At 54.2% G+C, this 13,848-nt stretch carries 12 protein-coding genes and 2 pseudogenes; 6 read left to right on the plus strand and 8 right to left on the minus strand.

The features are described 5' to 3' along the window. Nucleotides 1-93: 93 nt before the first annotated feature. Nucleotides 94-360 carry a DUF4404 family protein gene (locus tag HX807_RS20420; RefSeq protein WP_008437612.1) on the minus strand — a complete coding sequence of 89 codons (267 nt, stop codon included), beginning with the start codon at nt 358-360 and terminating at the stop codon, nt 94-96. Nucleotides 361-470: 110 nt separating this feature from the next. Next, complete coding sequence (locus HX807_RS20425; protein WP_003218927.1) at nt 471-1,082, minus strand: hypothetical protein; 612 nt, start codon at nt 1,080-1,082, stop codon at nt 471-473. Nucleotides 1,083-1,277: 195 nt separating this feature from the next. Here HX807_RS20425 and HX807_RS20430 point away from each other — a divergent pair, with 195 nt between their 5' ends. The 3 genes from HX807_RS20430 (at nt 1,278) to rssC (ending at nt 3,977) form a co-directional block, all read left to right on the plus strand. Next, nucleotides 1,278-1,967: a VacJ family lipoprotein gene (locus HX807_RS20430; protein ID WP_008437615.1), complete on the plus strand. Its 690-nt coding sequence runs from the start codon at nt 1,278-1,280 to the stop codon at nt 1,965-1,967. A gap of 346 nt (nt 1,968-2,313) precedes the next feature. Then, nucleotides 2,314-3,495 carry a two-component system response regulator RssB gene (rssB, locus tag HX807_RS20435; protein ID WP_003218921.1) on the plus strand — a complete coding sequence of 394 codons (1,182 nt, stop codon included), beginning with the start codon at nt 2,314-2,316 and terminating at the stop codon, nt 3,493-3,495. Beyond that, nucleotides 3,495-3,977, plus strand: a complete 483-nt coding sequence (gene rssC / locus HX807_RS20440; protein WP_003218919.1) for an anti-sigma factor antagonist RssC — start codon at nt 3,495-3,497, stop codon at nt 3,975-3,977. Before rssB ends, rssC begins: the two co-directional genes overlap by 1 nt. A 199-nt stretch (nt 3,978-4,176) precedes the next feature. Here the strand turns inward: rssC and tal are convergent, their stop codons facing one another. Both tal and dusA read right to left on the minus strand, forming a co-directional pair. Further along, complete coding sequence (gene tal, locus HX807_RS20445) at nt 4,177-5,103, minus strand: transaldolase (RefSeq protein WP_008437618.1); 927 nt, start codon at nt 5,101-5,103, stop codon at nt 4,177-4,179. A gap of 302 nt (nt 5,104-5,405) precedes the next feature. Further along, nucleotides 5,406-6,392, minus strand: coding sequence for a tRNA dihydrouridine(20/20a) synthase DusA (gene dusA, locus HX807_RS20450; RefSeq protein WP_177050851.1), 987 nt, complete (start codon nt 6,390-6,392; stop codon nt 5,406-5,408). Between the two features lie 174 nt (nt 6,393-6,566). Between dusA and HX807_RS20455 the strand changes: the two are divergent. From HX807_RS20455 to HX807_RS20465, 3 genes and pseudogenes are all read left to right on the plus strand, one after another. Beyond that, nucleotides 6,567-6,962, plus strand: a pseudogene (locus HX807_RS20455) (terminase); the annotation flags it as partial. Further along, nucleotides 6,962-8,014: a phage portal protein gene (locus HX807_RS20460; RefSeq protein ID WP_177050853.1), complete on the plus strand. Its 1,053-nt coding sequence runs from the start codon at nt 6,962-6,964 to the stop codon at nt 8,012-8,014. The pseudogene HX807_RS20455 and the gene HX807_RS20460, both read left to right, overlap by 1 nt. Nucleotides 8,015-8,170: 156 nt before the next feature. Next, nucleotides 8,171-8,965, plus strand: a complete 795-nt coding sequence (locus tag HX807_RS20465; RefSeq protein ID WP_177050855.1) for a DNA adenine methylase — start codon at nt 8,171-8,173, stop codon at nt 8,963-8,965. 454 nt (nt 8,966-9,419) lie between these two features. On the opposite strand, the gene HX807_RS20470 is transcribed toward HX807_RS20465, so the two are convergent. From HX807_RS20470 to HX807_RS31725, 4 genes and pseudogenes are all read right to left on the minus strand, one after another. After that, entirely contained in the window at nt 9,420-9,986 is a 567-nt protein-coding gene (locus HX807_RS20470) for a Panacea domain-containing protein (RefSeq protein WP_177050857.1), read from the minus strand. Nucleotides 9,987-11,225: 1,239 nt separating this feature from the next. Next, nucleotides 11,226-11,885 carry an HNH endonuclease gene (locus HX807_RS20475; protein ID WP_177050867.1) on the minus strand — a complete coding sequence of 220 codons (660 nt, stop codon included), beginning with the start codon at nt 11,883-11,885 and terminating at the stop codon, nt 11,226-11,228. Continuing rightward, nucleotides 11,886-13,115: an AAA family ATPase gene (locus tag HX807_RS20480; protein ID WP_177050869.1), complete on the minus strand. Its 1,230-nt coding sequence runs from the start codon at nt 13,113-13,115 to the stop codon at nt 11,886-11,888. Between the two features lie 255 nt (nt 13,116-13,370). Then, a pseudogene (locus HX807_RS31725) lies at nt 13,371-13,580 on the minus strand (hypothetical protein). Nucleotides 13,581-13,848 lie beyond the last annotated feature (268 nt).

A 13,848-nucleotide genomic window follows, 5' to 3' on the forward strand; every position in this document is an offset into this window, starting at 1 on the left:
CTCGCGAAAGCGGTGTATCAGCCAGCTTATGTATCAGCTGACGGACCGCATTCGCGAGCAAGCCCGCTCCCACATTTGATAGGTGTCCGACTATTAGATCCCGATGTTACCCAGGGTCACCACAATATTGCGCAAGGTCCCGGCAATGCCCGGGTGCTCCAGTTCGAAGCGTTCTACGGCCAGGTTCACACCGTCGGCGATGCTTGGATCCTGAATGGCACCTTCCAGTGGCTCCTGAACTTCCAGTTCAGCAATCAAATCTCGCAGCTCTTCGCGCTGTTCGAGGGGCATTTCTGGATTCTGATCCAATTGCTCGCGCAAAATTTTGACCTGTTCTTGCAGTTGTTCGCGGGCAGGCATGGCGTTCTTCCTTTTATCGATAGGCACTGACATAGACCGCGGCACGCCGGGAAAGGTCTATGGGCTGACCTGTAGATTAATCCACTGGCGCCTACTGTGCATGATCTCGATCAGGGCTTCTCGCCTTTGAGCTGGCGCAGGCTGATGTCGGCCAGGCAGGTCTGCAGTTCGCCCAGGTGGTCAATCACCGAATGCACGCCCAGGCCATAGAGCGCGACAGTGGCTTTGGCGCGCTTATGCTCGCGTTCCTTCTCGCTGAGTGCTTGCCATTGCTGCGGCGAAAGCCCGCACAATGAGCCACAGGATGCCAGGCCAATGGTCCACAGCCCGGCATTGAGCCCCGATTGCAGCAGGCGTGGCTCGCCGCTGACCAGGACGCAGCCTTCCAGGCGTTCGATATTCAGTTCCATCAGGGCCTGCCAGCAGGCGTGAGGCGCCGGCCAGCGGGTGGAGGAGGGCTTGGCAGCCTTGATCCAGCGGGGTAGCCCGGCGGCCAGCGGTGTGGAAACCGACGCCGGCAACTCGTCCAGCCATGCACAAGGGACGCGCTGTTCTTCGAGGCTGCGCAGGATCTTCAGGGCGCCGACAGTGGCATGGGTATCGCTGGAAGGCGCGGAATCGGCGCGGGCCTGGGAACCAAAGTCCACCAGGCAGCCACTAAGCCCGAACAGTACGGCCGTCAAGGACGGGGTGCTGGCACTAACAATCTCGGCGTGTGGCATTTCGACGTCCCTGAAATAGCAGTGACGCTACCGGACTTGGGTGACAAGCAAGTTACACCCGCAGCAATTGTAGGAATTTTGTGCATTTGCTGAATGACATTTCTGCAAGGCTGCCTAATCTGACACTTCCGTCATATACTGACGGCCTCATTCAGGGCATAGCGCCCATGACAGACCATTCAAGGAGTTCAAGCTATGCGCTGGAGCCAATGTCTAGCTCAGCTGTCCGTATGTGCGAGTATTTTGCTGGTTCCTTTCGTAGCCCAGGCGGCCTCGGAAGATGATCCATGGGAAAGCGTCAACCGCCCGATCTTCACCTTCAACGATACCGTTGATACCTATGCCCTCAAGCCATTGGCTCAAGGCTATCAGTTCGTGACCCCGCAGTTCGTGCAGGACGGGATCCACAACTTCTTCCGCAACATCGGCGACGTCGGCAACTTTGCCAACGACGTGCTGCAACTCAAGCCCCACGCTGCAGGCGTCGACACTGCCCGCTTGCTGATGAACACCACGTTCGGCGTGCTGGGTTTCGTTGATGTCGGCACCAAAATGGGGCTGCAACGCAACGACGAAGACTTCGGCCAGACTCTCGGCTACTGGGGCGTCGACAGCGGTCCTTACGTGATGCTGCCACTGCTGGGCCCAAGCACCCTGCGTGACGCGCCGTCCAAATACGTGGACAGCTACACCCAGCCGTACCGCTACATGAACGATATCGGCTGGCGCAACAGCACCTTCGGCCTGAATATCGTCGACACGCGTGCCAGCCTGCTGTCCTCCGAGAAGCTGATCAGCGGCGACAAATACACCTTCATCCGCAACGCCTACTTGCAGAACCGCGAGTTCAAGGTCAAGGATGGCAAGGTTGTAGACGACTTTTAAGCCCCAGGCTTGAAAGAAGAAGGCGGCCCTCGGGTCGCCTTTTTTGTGGGCGGCATTCGAGGTTTATCCGTGGGTTACGTGCTTACTTTAAGTCGCGGTTTTATGCGTTCTTATAACTACTGGTGATTTGCGATGTAAAGACGCCCGGCGACCATCGCCGTGAGCTTGAAACCCCTGGCGGATGGGAGTACCGTCTGCGCCTTAGAAGGGCACCTCTGCTTTACCTTTGTGCGTCGGCAATAACTCGGCGTTTTGTAGGACAGAGAGGCTAGAAAGCGAATCCAGTAGTAAGCCCGGCCATTGTCGAGCTGCCTACGCCAACCTAATTCTGGCGCCGTTTGCCCACATGCAGAAAACCAGTGCCACGCTGCTGATAATCGATGACGACGAAGTAGTGCGCGCGAGTCTTGCGGCCTATTTGGAAGACAGTGGCTTCAGCGTCCTGCAGGCCAGCAACGGCCTCCAGGGTCTCCAGGTATTCGAGCGCGACAAGCCCGACCTTGTGATCTGCGACCTGCGCATGCCCCAGGTGGGCGGCCTTGAGCTGATCCGCCAGGTAACCGACATCGCCCCGCAGACGCCGGTGATTGTCGTGTCCGGTGCCGGCGTGATGAACGATGCCGTCGAGGCCTTGCGCCTCGGCGCTGCCGACTACCTGATCAAGCCCCTGGAAGACCTGGCTGTGCTGGAGCACTCGGTGCGTCGTGCCCTGGATCGTGCACGGCTGCTGCTGGAAAACCAGCGTTACCGTGAAAAGCTCGAAACCGCCAACCGCGAACTCGAAGCCAGCCTGAACCTGCTCCAGGAAGACCAGAACGCCGGTCGCCAGGTGCAGATGAACATGCTGCCGGTGAGCCCGTGGAGCATCGACGAGTTCAAGTTTGCCCACCAGATCATCCCGTCGCTGTACCTGTCGGGTGATTTCGTCGACTACTTCCGCGTTGATGAGCGGCGTGTCGCGTTCTACCTGGCCGACGTTTCCGGCCACGGCGCCTCCTCTGCATTCGTGACCGTGTTGTTGAAGTTCATGACTACACGGCTGTTGTTCGAGTCCAAGCGCAATGGCACCTTGCCGGAGTTCACCCCTTCGCAAGTGCTGGGCCACATCAACCGGGGCCTGATCAGCTGCAAGCTGGGCAAGCACGTGACGATGGTCGGCGGCGTGATTGATGAAGAAACAGGTCTTTTGACCTACAGCATTGGCGGTCACCTGCCATTGCCGGTTTTATACACTCCAGACAGTGTGCGCTACCTGGAAGGGCGTGGTTTGCCGGTTGGCTTATTCAATGAAGCCACCTACGAAGACCACATCCTGGAATTGCCGCCGACGTTCAGCCTGACGCTGATGTCCGACGGTATCCTGGACCTTTTGCCAGAGCCTACACTCAAAGAGAAAGAAGCCGCCTTGCCCCAACGGGTCAGGTCGGCGGGCGGCAGCCTGGATGGCCTGCGGCAGGTTTTTGGATTGGCCACGCTAGGGGAGATGCCGGATGATATCGCCCTATTGGTGTTGAGCAGGAATCTTTGATGAGTACCGGAAGAATCCAATTCGCCGAGCAAGACGGGACTTTTGTCCTGAAGTTTGTCGGTGAAGTGCGCCTGACCTTGTGTTCGGCGCTGGATGCGACGATTGAGCGGATCTTCACAGCCTTGAATTTCTCGGCGATCGTGATCGATCTGACCGAAACCCGCAGCATCGATAGCACCACCCTTGGGCTGTTGGCCAAGTTGTCCATTCTGTCTCGGCAGAAGGTCGGACTGCTGCCGACCGTCGTCACCACCCACGAAGACATCACCCGTCTGTTGCAGTCCATGGGCTTCGATCAAGTGTTCAACATCGTTGACCGCCCGATCCCGTGCCCGGAATGCCTGACCGACCTGCCGTCCCAGGACCAGTCCGAGGAAGTGGTACGGGTCAAGGTACTGGAAGCCCACAAGATCCTGATGGGCTTGAACGACTCCAACCGCGAGGCGTTCCACGACCTGGTGAATGCGCTGGAGCGGCACTAATTTCCAGCTGAAACATTGTCAAAGTGTGGGAGGGGGCTTGCTCCCGAAAGCGGCGGGTCAGTAGTGAATGTAGCGACTGACGCCCTGTATTCGGGAGCAAGCCCCCTCCCACATTTTTAACTGAGTTCGGCTCGAAATCGGCTAATACAAAAAAAGGGCGGCACCCTCACAGGTGCCGCCCTTTTTGTCGCCGCCGTTTTTAGAGCTTGGCGGTCAACAGCGCTTCGAGTTTTTCCTGGTCGCGGGCGAACTGACGAATGCCCTCGGCCAGTTTCTCGGTGGCCATTGCATCTTCGTTGGATTCCCAACGGAACTGCGCTTCGGTCAGGTGCACACGAGCTTCGCCCGCATGGCCTGGCGACAATTTGCGTTCCAGCTTGCCGTTGTCGGCTGCGAGTTTTTCCAGCAGGTCCGGGCTGATGGTCAGGCGGTCGCAACCAGCCAGCTCTTCGATCTGGCTCAGGTTACGGAAGCTTGCACCCATTACCACGGTCTTGTAGCCATTGGCCTTGTAGTAGTTGTAGATGCGCGTCACCGACTGCACGCCCGGATCTTCGGAGCCGGTGTAGTCGTTGCCGTTGGCCTTCTTGTACCAGTCGTAGATACGGCCCACGAACGGCGAAATCAGGAACACGCCTGCTTCGGCGCAAGCCACGGCCTGGGCGAAGGAGAACAGCAGCGTCAGGTTGGTCTGGATGCCTTCCTTTTCCAGCTGCTCGGCGGCGCGGATGCCTTCCCAGGTGGAAGCGATCTTGATCAGCACGCGGTCACGGCCAATGCCGGCCTTGTCGTACAGGTCGATCAGGCGATGGGCGCGCTTGAGTACCGCGTCGGTATCGAACGACAAGCGGGCATCCACCTCGGTGGAAATGCGGCCGGGCACCACTTTCAGGATTTCCTGGCCGACGGCTACCGCGAAACGGTCGCTGGCCAGGCCTACATCGCCGTTGCAGTCGGCAACAGCCTCGTCCAGCAGCTTGGCATAGCCTGGGATCGACGCGGCCTTGAGCAGCAGGGAAGGGTTGGTAGTGGCGTCTTGTGGCTTGAGCTTGGCGAGGGTAGAAAAATCGCCGGTATCGGCTACTACAGTGGTGAATTGCTTGAGTTGTTCCAGCTTGGAAGTCATGGGCGTGCTCTGTCCTGTGGGTCTGATGACATTACCCGAGCGCTGACAGCCGCTCAAGGGCGCAAATGCATTCGATCGTTTGCGAGGGCAACAACCTGAAAACAGCCGTTTGAATCACCGGCCAATGCTCAATAGGAGGCCAAAACAGCCAGCAGGTTCAACCCAACTGCCCGATGACCACCCGATCAAACGGTGGGAGCAGTCTTGCCCCATCTTCCTGACATCCCCCCATCCAAATGTGGGAGCGGGCTTGCTCGCGAAGGCGTCGTGTCAGCCACCCAATAAACCCACTGACACCCAAATCACCGTCCCTCCAGCAACTCCCCAGCCTTATCCAGCAACGCCAACGGATCACTGGCCTTATGAATATCCACCGACAACAACTGCCGAAACTTCCGCGCCCCCGGGAAACCCGTCCCCAGCCCCAGCGCGTGGCGCGTGATGTGATGCATCGAGCCACCTGTCGCCAGGTGTTCGGCAATATAAGGACGCAACTGCGCCAACGCCTCGGCACGGGTGATCACAGGTGCCGTGCTGCCAAACAGCTGCTGATCAACCTCGGCCAGCAAATACGGATTGTGATAAGCCTCGCGGCCCAGCATCACGCCATCGAAGGTCTGCAGATGCTCCTGGCACTGTTCGAGGGTCTTGATGCCGCCGTTGAGGATGATCTCCAGTTCAGGGAAATCCTGCTTCAACTGGGCGGCAACGTCGTAGCGCAAGGGCGGGATGTCCCGATTTTCCTTCGGTGACAGCCCTTCCAGAATGGCGATTCGCGCATGCACGGTAAAACTGGTGCAGCCCGCGTCCTTCACCTGGCCAACGAAATCGCACAGCTCGGCGTAACTGTCCCGGCCGTTGATGCCGATGCGGTGCTTAACCGTTACCGGGATCGAGACGGCGTCCTGCATTGCCTTAACGCAATCCGCCACCAAGGCCGGGTGGGCCATCAAGATCGCGCCGATCATGTTGTTTTGCACCCGGTCGCTGGGGCAGCCGACGTTGAGGTTCACCTCGTCGTAACCGGCGTCCTGGGCCATGCGGGCGCAGGCGGCCAGGTCGGCGGGGACGCTACCGCCCAACTGCAGGGCGAGTGGATGCTCGGCCTCGTTATGGCGCAGGAAGCGTTCGTGGTCGCCGTGGAGGATTGCGCCGGTGGTGACCATCTCGGTGTAGAGGAGGGCGTTTTTGGACAGCAGGCGCAGGAAGTACCTGCAGTGCCTGTCAGTCCAATCCATCATCGGGGCGACGGAGAAGCGGCGGGAGAGTGGAGCGGTTTGTAGGGGCATTGGAGATCTGAGTCAACGAGGCGAATGGTGTGCAGTTTATCAGGGAAGCATCGCGGGTGTCGGGGAGGTGTGTGATGCGCTCCTGACCATGTCGCACGTAACGTTAACGTGTGTGAAATATGCCGAGGATCAGAAGCCGACCATTGCGTCATATATCGTGGTCTTACCCCGATATCCGTTCGCCAGGTCACCAGACGCTACTGGGTGACCTACATCGGGATTGATATCACCGGCATGGGTTCCGGCGTGGCGCAACTGGTGAAGCAGTTCTTCCCGAACATCACCACGTTCAGCTACTCGCCCGAGGTCAAAACCCGCCTGGTGCTGAAGGCTTATGACGTCATCAAAAACGGCCGTCTGGAATTCGATGCAGGCTGGACGGATATGGCCCAGTCATTGATGGCTATCCGCAAAACAATAACCGCCTCCGGGCGCATGTTCACTTACACGGCCGGTCGCACAGACGAGACGGGCCATGCCGACCTGGCGTGGGCGCTGTTCCACGCACTGCACAACGAACCCCTTGAAGGGCAGACCACGGCGAACACCGGATTTATGGAGTCCTACTGATGAGCAGACGTAAGCGCGGTACCCAGCTGGCCACCGCTCAGCCAACCATTGAAGGGGACTTGCTGCCGCCTGAGTCCGGGCCGGTTGAAGCGTTCACTTTCGGTGATCCCGCTCCCGTGCTGGATAGCCGGGAGATCCTCGACTACTTGGAGTGCTGGGCCAATGGGCGTTGGTTTGAAACACCGATGTCCATGGACGGCCTGGCAAAAACGACCCGGGCCAGCGTGTACCTCCAGTCGGGGCTGAACTTCAAGCGCAACATGCTCGCCCGCACGTTCGTTCCTCATCGGCTGTTGACTCGCCAAGCCTTTGAGCAGTTCGCCCTGGACTGGCTCTGGTGTGGCAACTGCTACCTGGAAAAGCGCAACAACATGCTCCGCAACACTATGGGCCTGCTGCCTCCACTGGCGAAGTACATGCGCCGTGGTGTGGACATGGAGACCTATTACCAGGTGCGTGGCTGGAAGGACGAGCACGAGTTTGCCCCTGGTTCGATCTGCCACTTGCGCGAGGCCGATATCAACCAGGAGATCTACGGCCTGCCGGAGTGGCTGGCAGCGCTGCAAAGTGCGCTGCTCAACGAGAGCGCCACGCTGTTCCGGCGCAAGTACTACAACAACGGCAGTCACGCCGGTTTCATCCTGTACATGACCGACGCGGCGCAGAAGGAAGAGGACATCGACTCACTGCGCACCGCGCTGAAGAACTCGAAAGGGCCAGGCAACTTTCGCAACTTGTTCGTGTACGCGCCGGCCGGGAAGAAGGACGGTATTCAGCTCATCCCGGTGAGCGAAGTGGCGGCCAAGGATGAATTCAGCTCGATCAAGAACATCAGCCGCGATGACTTGCTCGCGGCGTTGCGCATTCCTCCGCAATTGATGGGCATCGTGCCGCAGAACGCGGGCGGTTTTGGGTCGTTGCGGGAGGCTGCTGAGGTTTGGGCGGTCAACGAGCTGGAGCCGTTGCAGGCGAGGCTGGCCCAGGTCAACGAGTGGCTGGGTGAGGAGGTTGTCAGCTTCAAGGAATTTGAGCTTCCAACGGGGGGGAAGTAGTACCCCCGCGCAGTAAACGAGGCGACGAACCGGTGCGTCAACACCGATTCGACGCTGAAACACTCGAACACGCCGAGTGCTCCAACCAAGGCCTCGCCCCACTGCGCAGGGGGTGCGAAGCCTAAGCGAATCCAATTGTCGAAACAAGGATCACTTATGAGCGCACCGATAATCCCGTGGATGGGCGGCAAGCGTCGCCTGGCAGATCGTCTTATTCCGCTGTTTCCGCCGCATGAATGTTACGTCGAGGTCTTTGCCGGCGGCGCCGCGCTCTACTTCATGCGGCCCCAGGCCGCGCCAGTTGAAGTTCTCAATGACATCAACGGCGACCTGGTGACGTTGTACCGCGTGGTGCAGAACCATCTGGAAGAGTTCGTGCGCCAGTTCAAGTGGGCGCTCAGCTCTCGCCAGGTGTTCGAATGGCAGAAGATGACCAGACCGGAAACACTCACCGACATCCAGAGGGCTGCGCGGTTTTTCTACCTGCAGCACCATGCCTTCGCCGGCAAGGTCAGCGGGCAGACCTTCGGTACCGCCACCACTGGCCCTGCCATCAACTTGCTGCGGATTGAGGAGAACCTGTCTGCTGCCTGGCAACGGCTGTCGGGTACCTACGTCGAGAACCTGGGCTGGCTGGAATGCGCGGAGCGGTACGACCGGCCGCACACCTTCCACTACATGGATCCTCCTTACTGGCAGACCGCAGGCTATGGCGTGGACTTTCCTTTTGAAAGCTACGAGCGGATGGCTGATTTCATGCGACGTTGCAAAGGCAAGGTGATGGTGAGCATTAACGACCATCCAGATATTCGGCGTGTGTTTGACGGGTTTCACTTCGAAACGGTGGACATTCGCTACAGCACGACGAATCAGCGGCAGGGGAAAGCCGAGGTCAGCGGGGAGCTGGTGATTATGAATTGGGAGCCGTCGGCACTGGGAGGGTTGTTCTAAAAAATAGTTTTCTCATTACTTAAAGAAAAGCCCAGCCAGTGGCTGGGCTACTCTTATCGGGTCCAAATTTTTGAGAAAAAAGCTTTGAACTCAGCTGCCGTAAATGCGGAGTCGAGGACTCCGTTGCAGATTCGGGCAAAAATGCCACCATCTATAGGGTCTTTAGGGACAAAAATACCTTGATCGACAGCTTTGATTAGTTTTTTTGCTGGCTCAAGTCGACTCATCCCGTACATAACGAAGCTCGGTACTTGTATGAAGGGATGATCCCCCGGATATAGGAGACATGTTTGGTCGTGCCGGCCTCCCGCCTTGACAGTAGAGATGCTTACTATCAAAACCAATTGATCCTCGCCAGCCGGATCGTTGAGGAGGATAAATAAGTGCTTAAGATCTGGTCTTTGAGGGGTTCCACTGGGAACCAAAACGGTAGCTCTACGGGTAGCTATAAACATTAAAGGCTCGCGAATATCCTATCCACTGTGTCTTGACCTTCCAGGGCTTGAGCAGCTTCTTCTGCTTGTCCCCCATCACGGCCAAGAGCCAAAAACACATCCGCGTAGCTTATTGGACGTGATGATCCGCAAGGATCTTTCCATTCGGCGCAACGATCATGTGTGTAATCCACCAAATCGTACTTGCCCATCCCACCAAAATCAGCCCAAACAGCGTTGAGAACTTCGATTTCGGCTTGGCTGAGCGCACCTAAATACAGCTCGCCATTTTCCAAATGACAAGGTTGTAGGGCGACCTCGTAGGATTCCCGGTCTGCGACCCAGCATTGCCAGCCGTCTTCGACCGTGGGGCGACTTCCGTTCATCAAATCCAAAGTCCGGGATAGGACGGGGCCATTTGGCATGGAAACCATCCGATCACCTGAAATTGGCTGCTCGTACCAGTCCATCGCCTGGCGATCGGCGAGATAAAGAAGCTTCATCAGCTTCAAGACTTCGAGCTTTCCTCCACCCTGATGAAGGAAAAATGCGGCCATCTGGGCAGCTTTTCTTTCGTTAAAGGCCATTTTTTTCTCCGGACATGTTCATGCGGAGCAATCTTCCATGAACGTTACGCACAGGTTGTCAAGAAACTTATCCACAACCTCAGACAACTCTGGACGGCGATTATCGACAAGTCAAATCCCTTGTCAATCACTTATGGCTTTATGACATGCGTTTGTTAGGCGCTAGGCACCTTAGCCACTCTTTATTCGACAGGCGGCTACCTTTTACGTTCGATAGTGGATTGTCAACGCACTGAAAGTGATTTCGATCCCAACCAAATTGATCTGCGTTATCTCGCAACGCCAGGATCAGTCTGCATCGAATTATACTGTTTGTATATACAGCATTCAGGGCTGGCGACCAGCGGCTTGGCTGACCCCCCATTTTTTCGCAATGCTTCACACATTCGCCTAAATATGGGGGGTTGGCGTGCTACATCGGGGTAGTGACGTGCTTCATCACCTGGCGCGCGCCGTCGTCCCCCCACCACGCCTGCGGGCTAAATGGGTCATTTTTTCTGCACTCCCTGCAGTTGCTTAGATGCGGGCTTGGCGGGGCTTTCTCTGGCGTCGCTGGGGGTGAAAAAGCCTGCGAATCCCTGCACGGTTGGGTTGTTTGGTGAAGGTTGCTGGAGCGCAGTGGGGTATGGATTTTGAGAGGTGGCTCGGGAAAAGGGTTAGTTTTTGAAATGGCAGCCCGAGAGCTGCTGAGACGCCCGTATTTACTGGGTTTGAGAGCTAACTTTGGAGGGTTAGTTATGGTTAGGTCTTAGGTTAGTAATGCGTAAGATGCTGATTTTTAAGATTTTTATTTACTGTATTTTTAACATCTATAAAGGTTAGGAAATAACCCTCTGCTAACCAAATCCTAACCTGCGTCCATTGTTGCAAAGCCTTTAAGCACAAGGCTTTCAGGGCAGTCAGCAAAAAACTAACCTTCCTAACCGTTTTCCGAGGGGTCAACATGAAAAGCCGAAAGCGCCTATGGAGAGGGCGCATGCACAGGTCCATCAGTTGCTGTGCACTCACGTTGGTGCACAAACATTCCCAGAATTCAGTAACTGTCACCAGTTCTACGCGATGTTACCTTGATACCGCTGGAAGCCTTGAAAATAGTGGAGCGGGTGAACGGAATCGAACCCTCGTTATCAGCTTGGGAAGCTTATATTCAATTCTGGCTCACTGTGATCAAGGGAGGGGGGATGCAAAGCAGTCCCCCTCTTAGCGCACAGTTTGTAAGGGTTTTTTGTTGTATGGTAGTTAGTCAATAGAGTCTTTCACAACTTCAAATAGCTCGGGTGAGTCTATTATTGCCCATCTTAAAAAGGCCGAATATTCTTGACTTTTTTTCATTAGATTTTCAATTCTAAGGATGGCATCTCTTTTTTCTGATTCCAAAGAGTCTTCATCAATGTATATATTGATGAATGATAAAAGTAGGGCGTATCGTTTGTATACGCGTTTTCTTAAATAAGTACCGGTTATATCTTTGTTGCCCGTGTTGTCATCGGTGAAGACTTTTCTTATGAGCGTGGCAGTCTCAATAGTGCTGGCTTCATCGTTTGTCGGTTCAATTGTTAGATTTTTCGCAAAAGGCGTAACTGGGGGCGCGTGTCGTACGAGGCGCAATGCGTCTAGGCTGGCATCTGTGCAGTTTATGAGGTTGTTGAATAAGTGTCGTTTAAAGTTGTTGCACCGGGCGCAAGCAAGAAATAGATTGTTCCAGTCATACATTTTGTCGACGTCATCCATGTGGGCGTCAAAATGTTCAACGTTAAGGCTGAGTGGGTCTTTTGTTTCGCAGATATAACATTTGTCATAAAATGCTTGTCTCAATGAATGAAGTACGTCGCTGCCGGTCCAGCTTTTTTTTTCAGTTAAAGATGGTGGGGCGAGCTTTGGTCGTTCCACATTAAACATTTATTTGTTCTCCGCCTTCATCTTAATTATTTTGTTGGCGGCAATTTGGTAGAACATTTCTGATTCGGCGTCTAGTACGCCTATGTGAGGTGCAATCGTGTTCAATAAGTCTTCTGCCAATTTAATATCGAAAGAATCAGCGCTTGTGATTTTCGTCAGTTTTTTAATTGTGTCCTCAAATATTTTTGAGATGGGAGGTACGCCTAATAGCCCCTCAACAACAGACTCATAAGAGTACATTGATAAGTCGTGTACAGTTTGGCATGTGGATATGTCAAATATTACTGCGTCATCAACTGATGTCAGAACGAAAGGGGAGTGAGTAGTTACAATAAACTGTATCGCGGGGAATGAAGAGGTAAAGAAAGGTAGTATTTTACGTTGTAGCGAGACATGCAGATGAGCATCGATTTCATCGATTATCACGATACCTGTGAGCTCTGATGGTTTAATCTGTGCGTATTCGGTATGCATGAGCAGATCTGCATATATATCAAAGATGGCTAGATATCCAGAGGATAAACTTTGGAAGTTGTATCGTGGTTTACCATTTTGCGAAATATCAAATCTCAACTGGTCGGGCGAAAAGTGAAGTTCTGTTGATTGATCTTCAAATAAATATTTGAGGTTTTCGGTAAAGGAGGCTATCCACTCTTCAGCGTGAACAGATCGTTTTCCCACCTCGTTAGCTTGCATTGCTAAAGCACTTCTTACTTTTAAATTTACAAGATGCTGCTCAAGGTTGCCTCCTAGCGGATTGTTTATGTTTATCGACTGTATATTTGGTTGAGATGCGGTCGCCGATGATACGCTGGAAATGGCAGCCTTACGATCTGCAGCAAAAAAGCGAATGGACGATTTTTTTTCGGCGTATATATCCATAAATGGGTATGGATCAATATTGTAGATGATTTTTATAGGGCCATTGATAGCGTCCAAAGTTTGCTGGGTTTGCAGAAGATTTTGCTCATAGGTTAGTCGCATTGCAGGATCTATGTTGGGGTTTCTTATTGCTTCTTTGTAAGTGTTGATATTTTGTTGATAGTTTGGGATATTTCGAAGTTGTTGTTGGACTAACTGAGTTGTAAGTGTTTGATGTATTGCGTTAACTAGGGAGGTTTTACCTGAGCCGTTACCGCCGGCAATGATTAGGTTTTTTCCGTTGAGTTCGATGTTTGCATCTTTGTTTGAGTTTTTTATTTTTCCGGAAATGCTTTGGATTAGTTTCATTTTTCCCTGCTGTGTATAGTTGGTTTTTAGGCTGGTTTGTTGTTGGAGTGGTGCTTTTTTAAAAAGGCTAACTTGTTGCTTTAGTTCTTTTTAAAAATGGCTTTAACTCTCGTCAACTGTCCGCTCCCGCTCCAGCGTGGAGCATACCACCAGGTTGGGTCAGATTTCGGTTTCAAAGGTTGCTGCTATTAGTCGCTAAAACTCAACACCAAAAAACTGATAATTGTGGATTTTCAGGGCTTCAATCGATGCTGTTCACTTCGGCGTCATCATCATAGCAAGAGAAATTTTGATGAACTCTTCGTTTCGATCAATCGCAGGCAGGGCGCCACGCACGTTGGCGACAGCCTCAGGCGAACCGCGCTGTTCCACCCAATTGGAGAGTTAGAGGATCGCCGCTTCCAAGGCAAGCTGGTTTTCATTGAGCTAGTAGAGCAGTGAAGGGAGCAGGTCTGAGTTTGGCATCACAAATCCTCCGTGAACAGGGAAGCGTAGCAGTTCTGCGGCGGCGTAAAGAGCTCCAGCATTGATTGGCTTGGCCGTTATCTGCCGGATGTAAACGCATTTTGACGTGGGCGCTGGTACAGAAATGGTGCAAGGGGAATTGATTGTTGCTGTGATCCTTTGTTTTAAAGACCATTGACGTTAATCGTTCCAATGCATCACCGAAAAGGCTGATGCTTTTCGCTCATGACCGGCAGCAGTCGACTCAAAGCAGCCGGTGGCGACAGGC

The organism is Pseudomonas sp. D8002, from assembly GCF_013385695.1.
Classification (GTDB): Bacteria; Pseudomonadota; Gammaproteobacteria; order Pseudomonadales; family Pseudomonadaceae; genus Aquipseudomonas.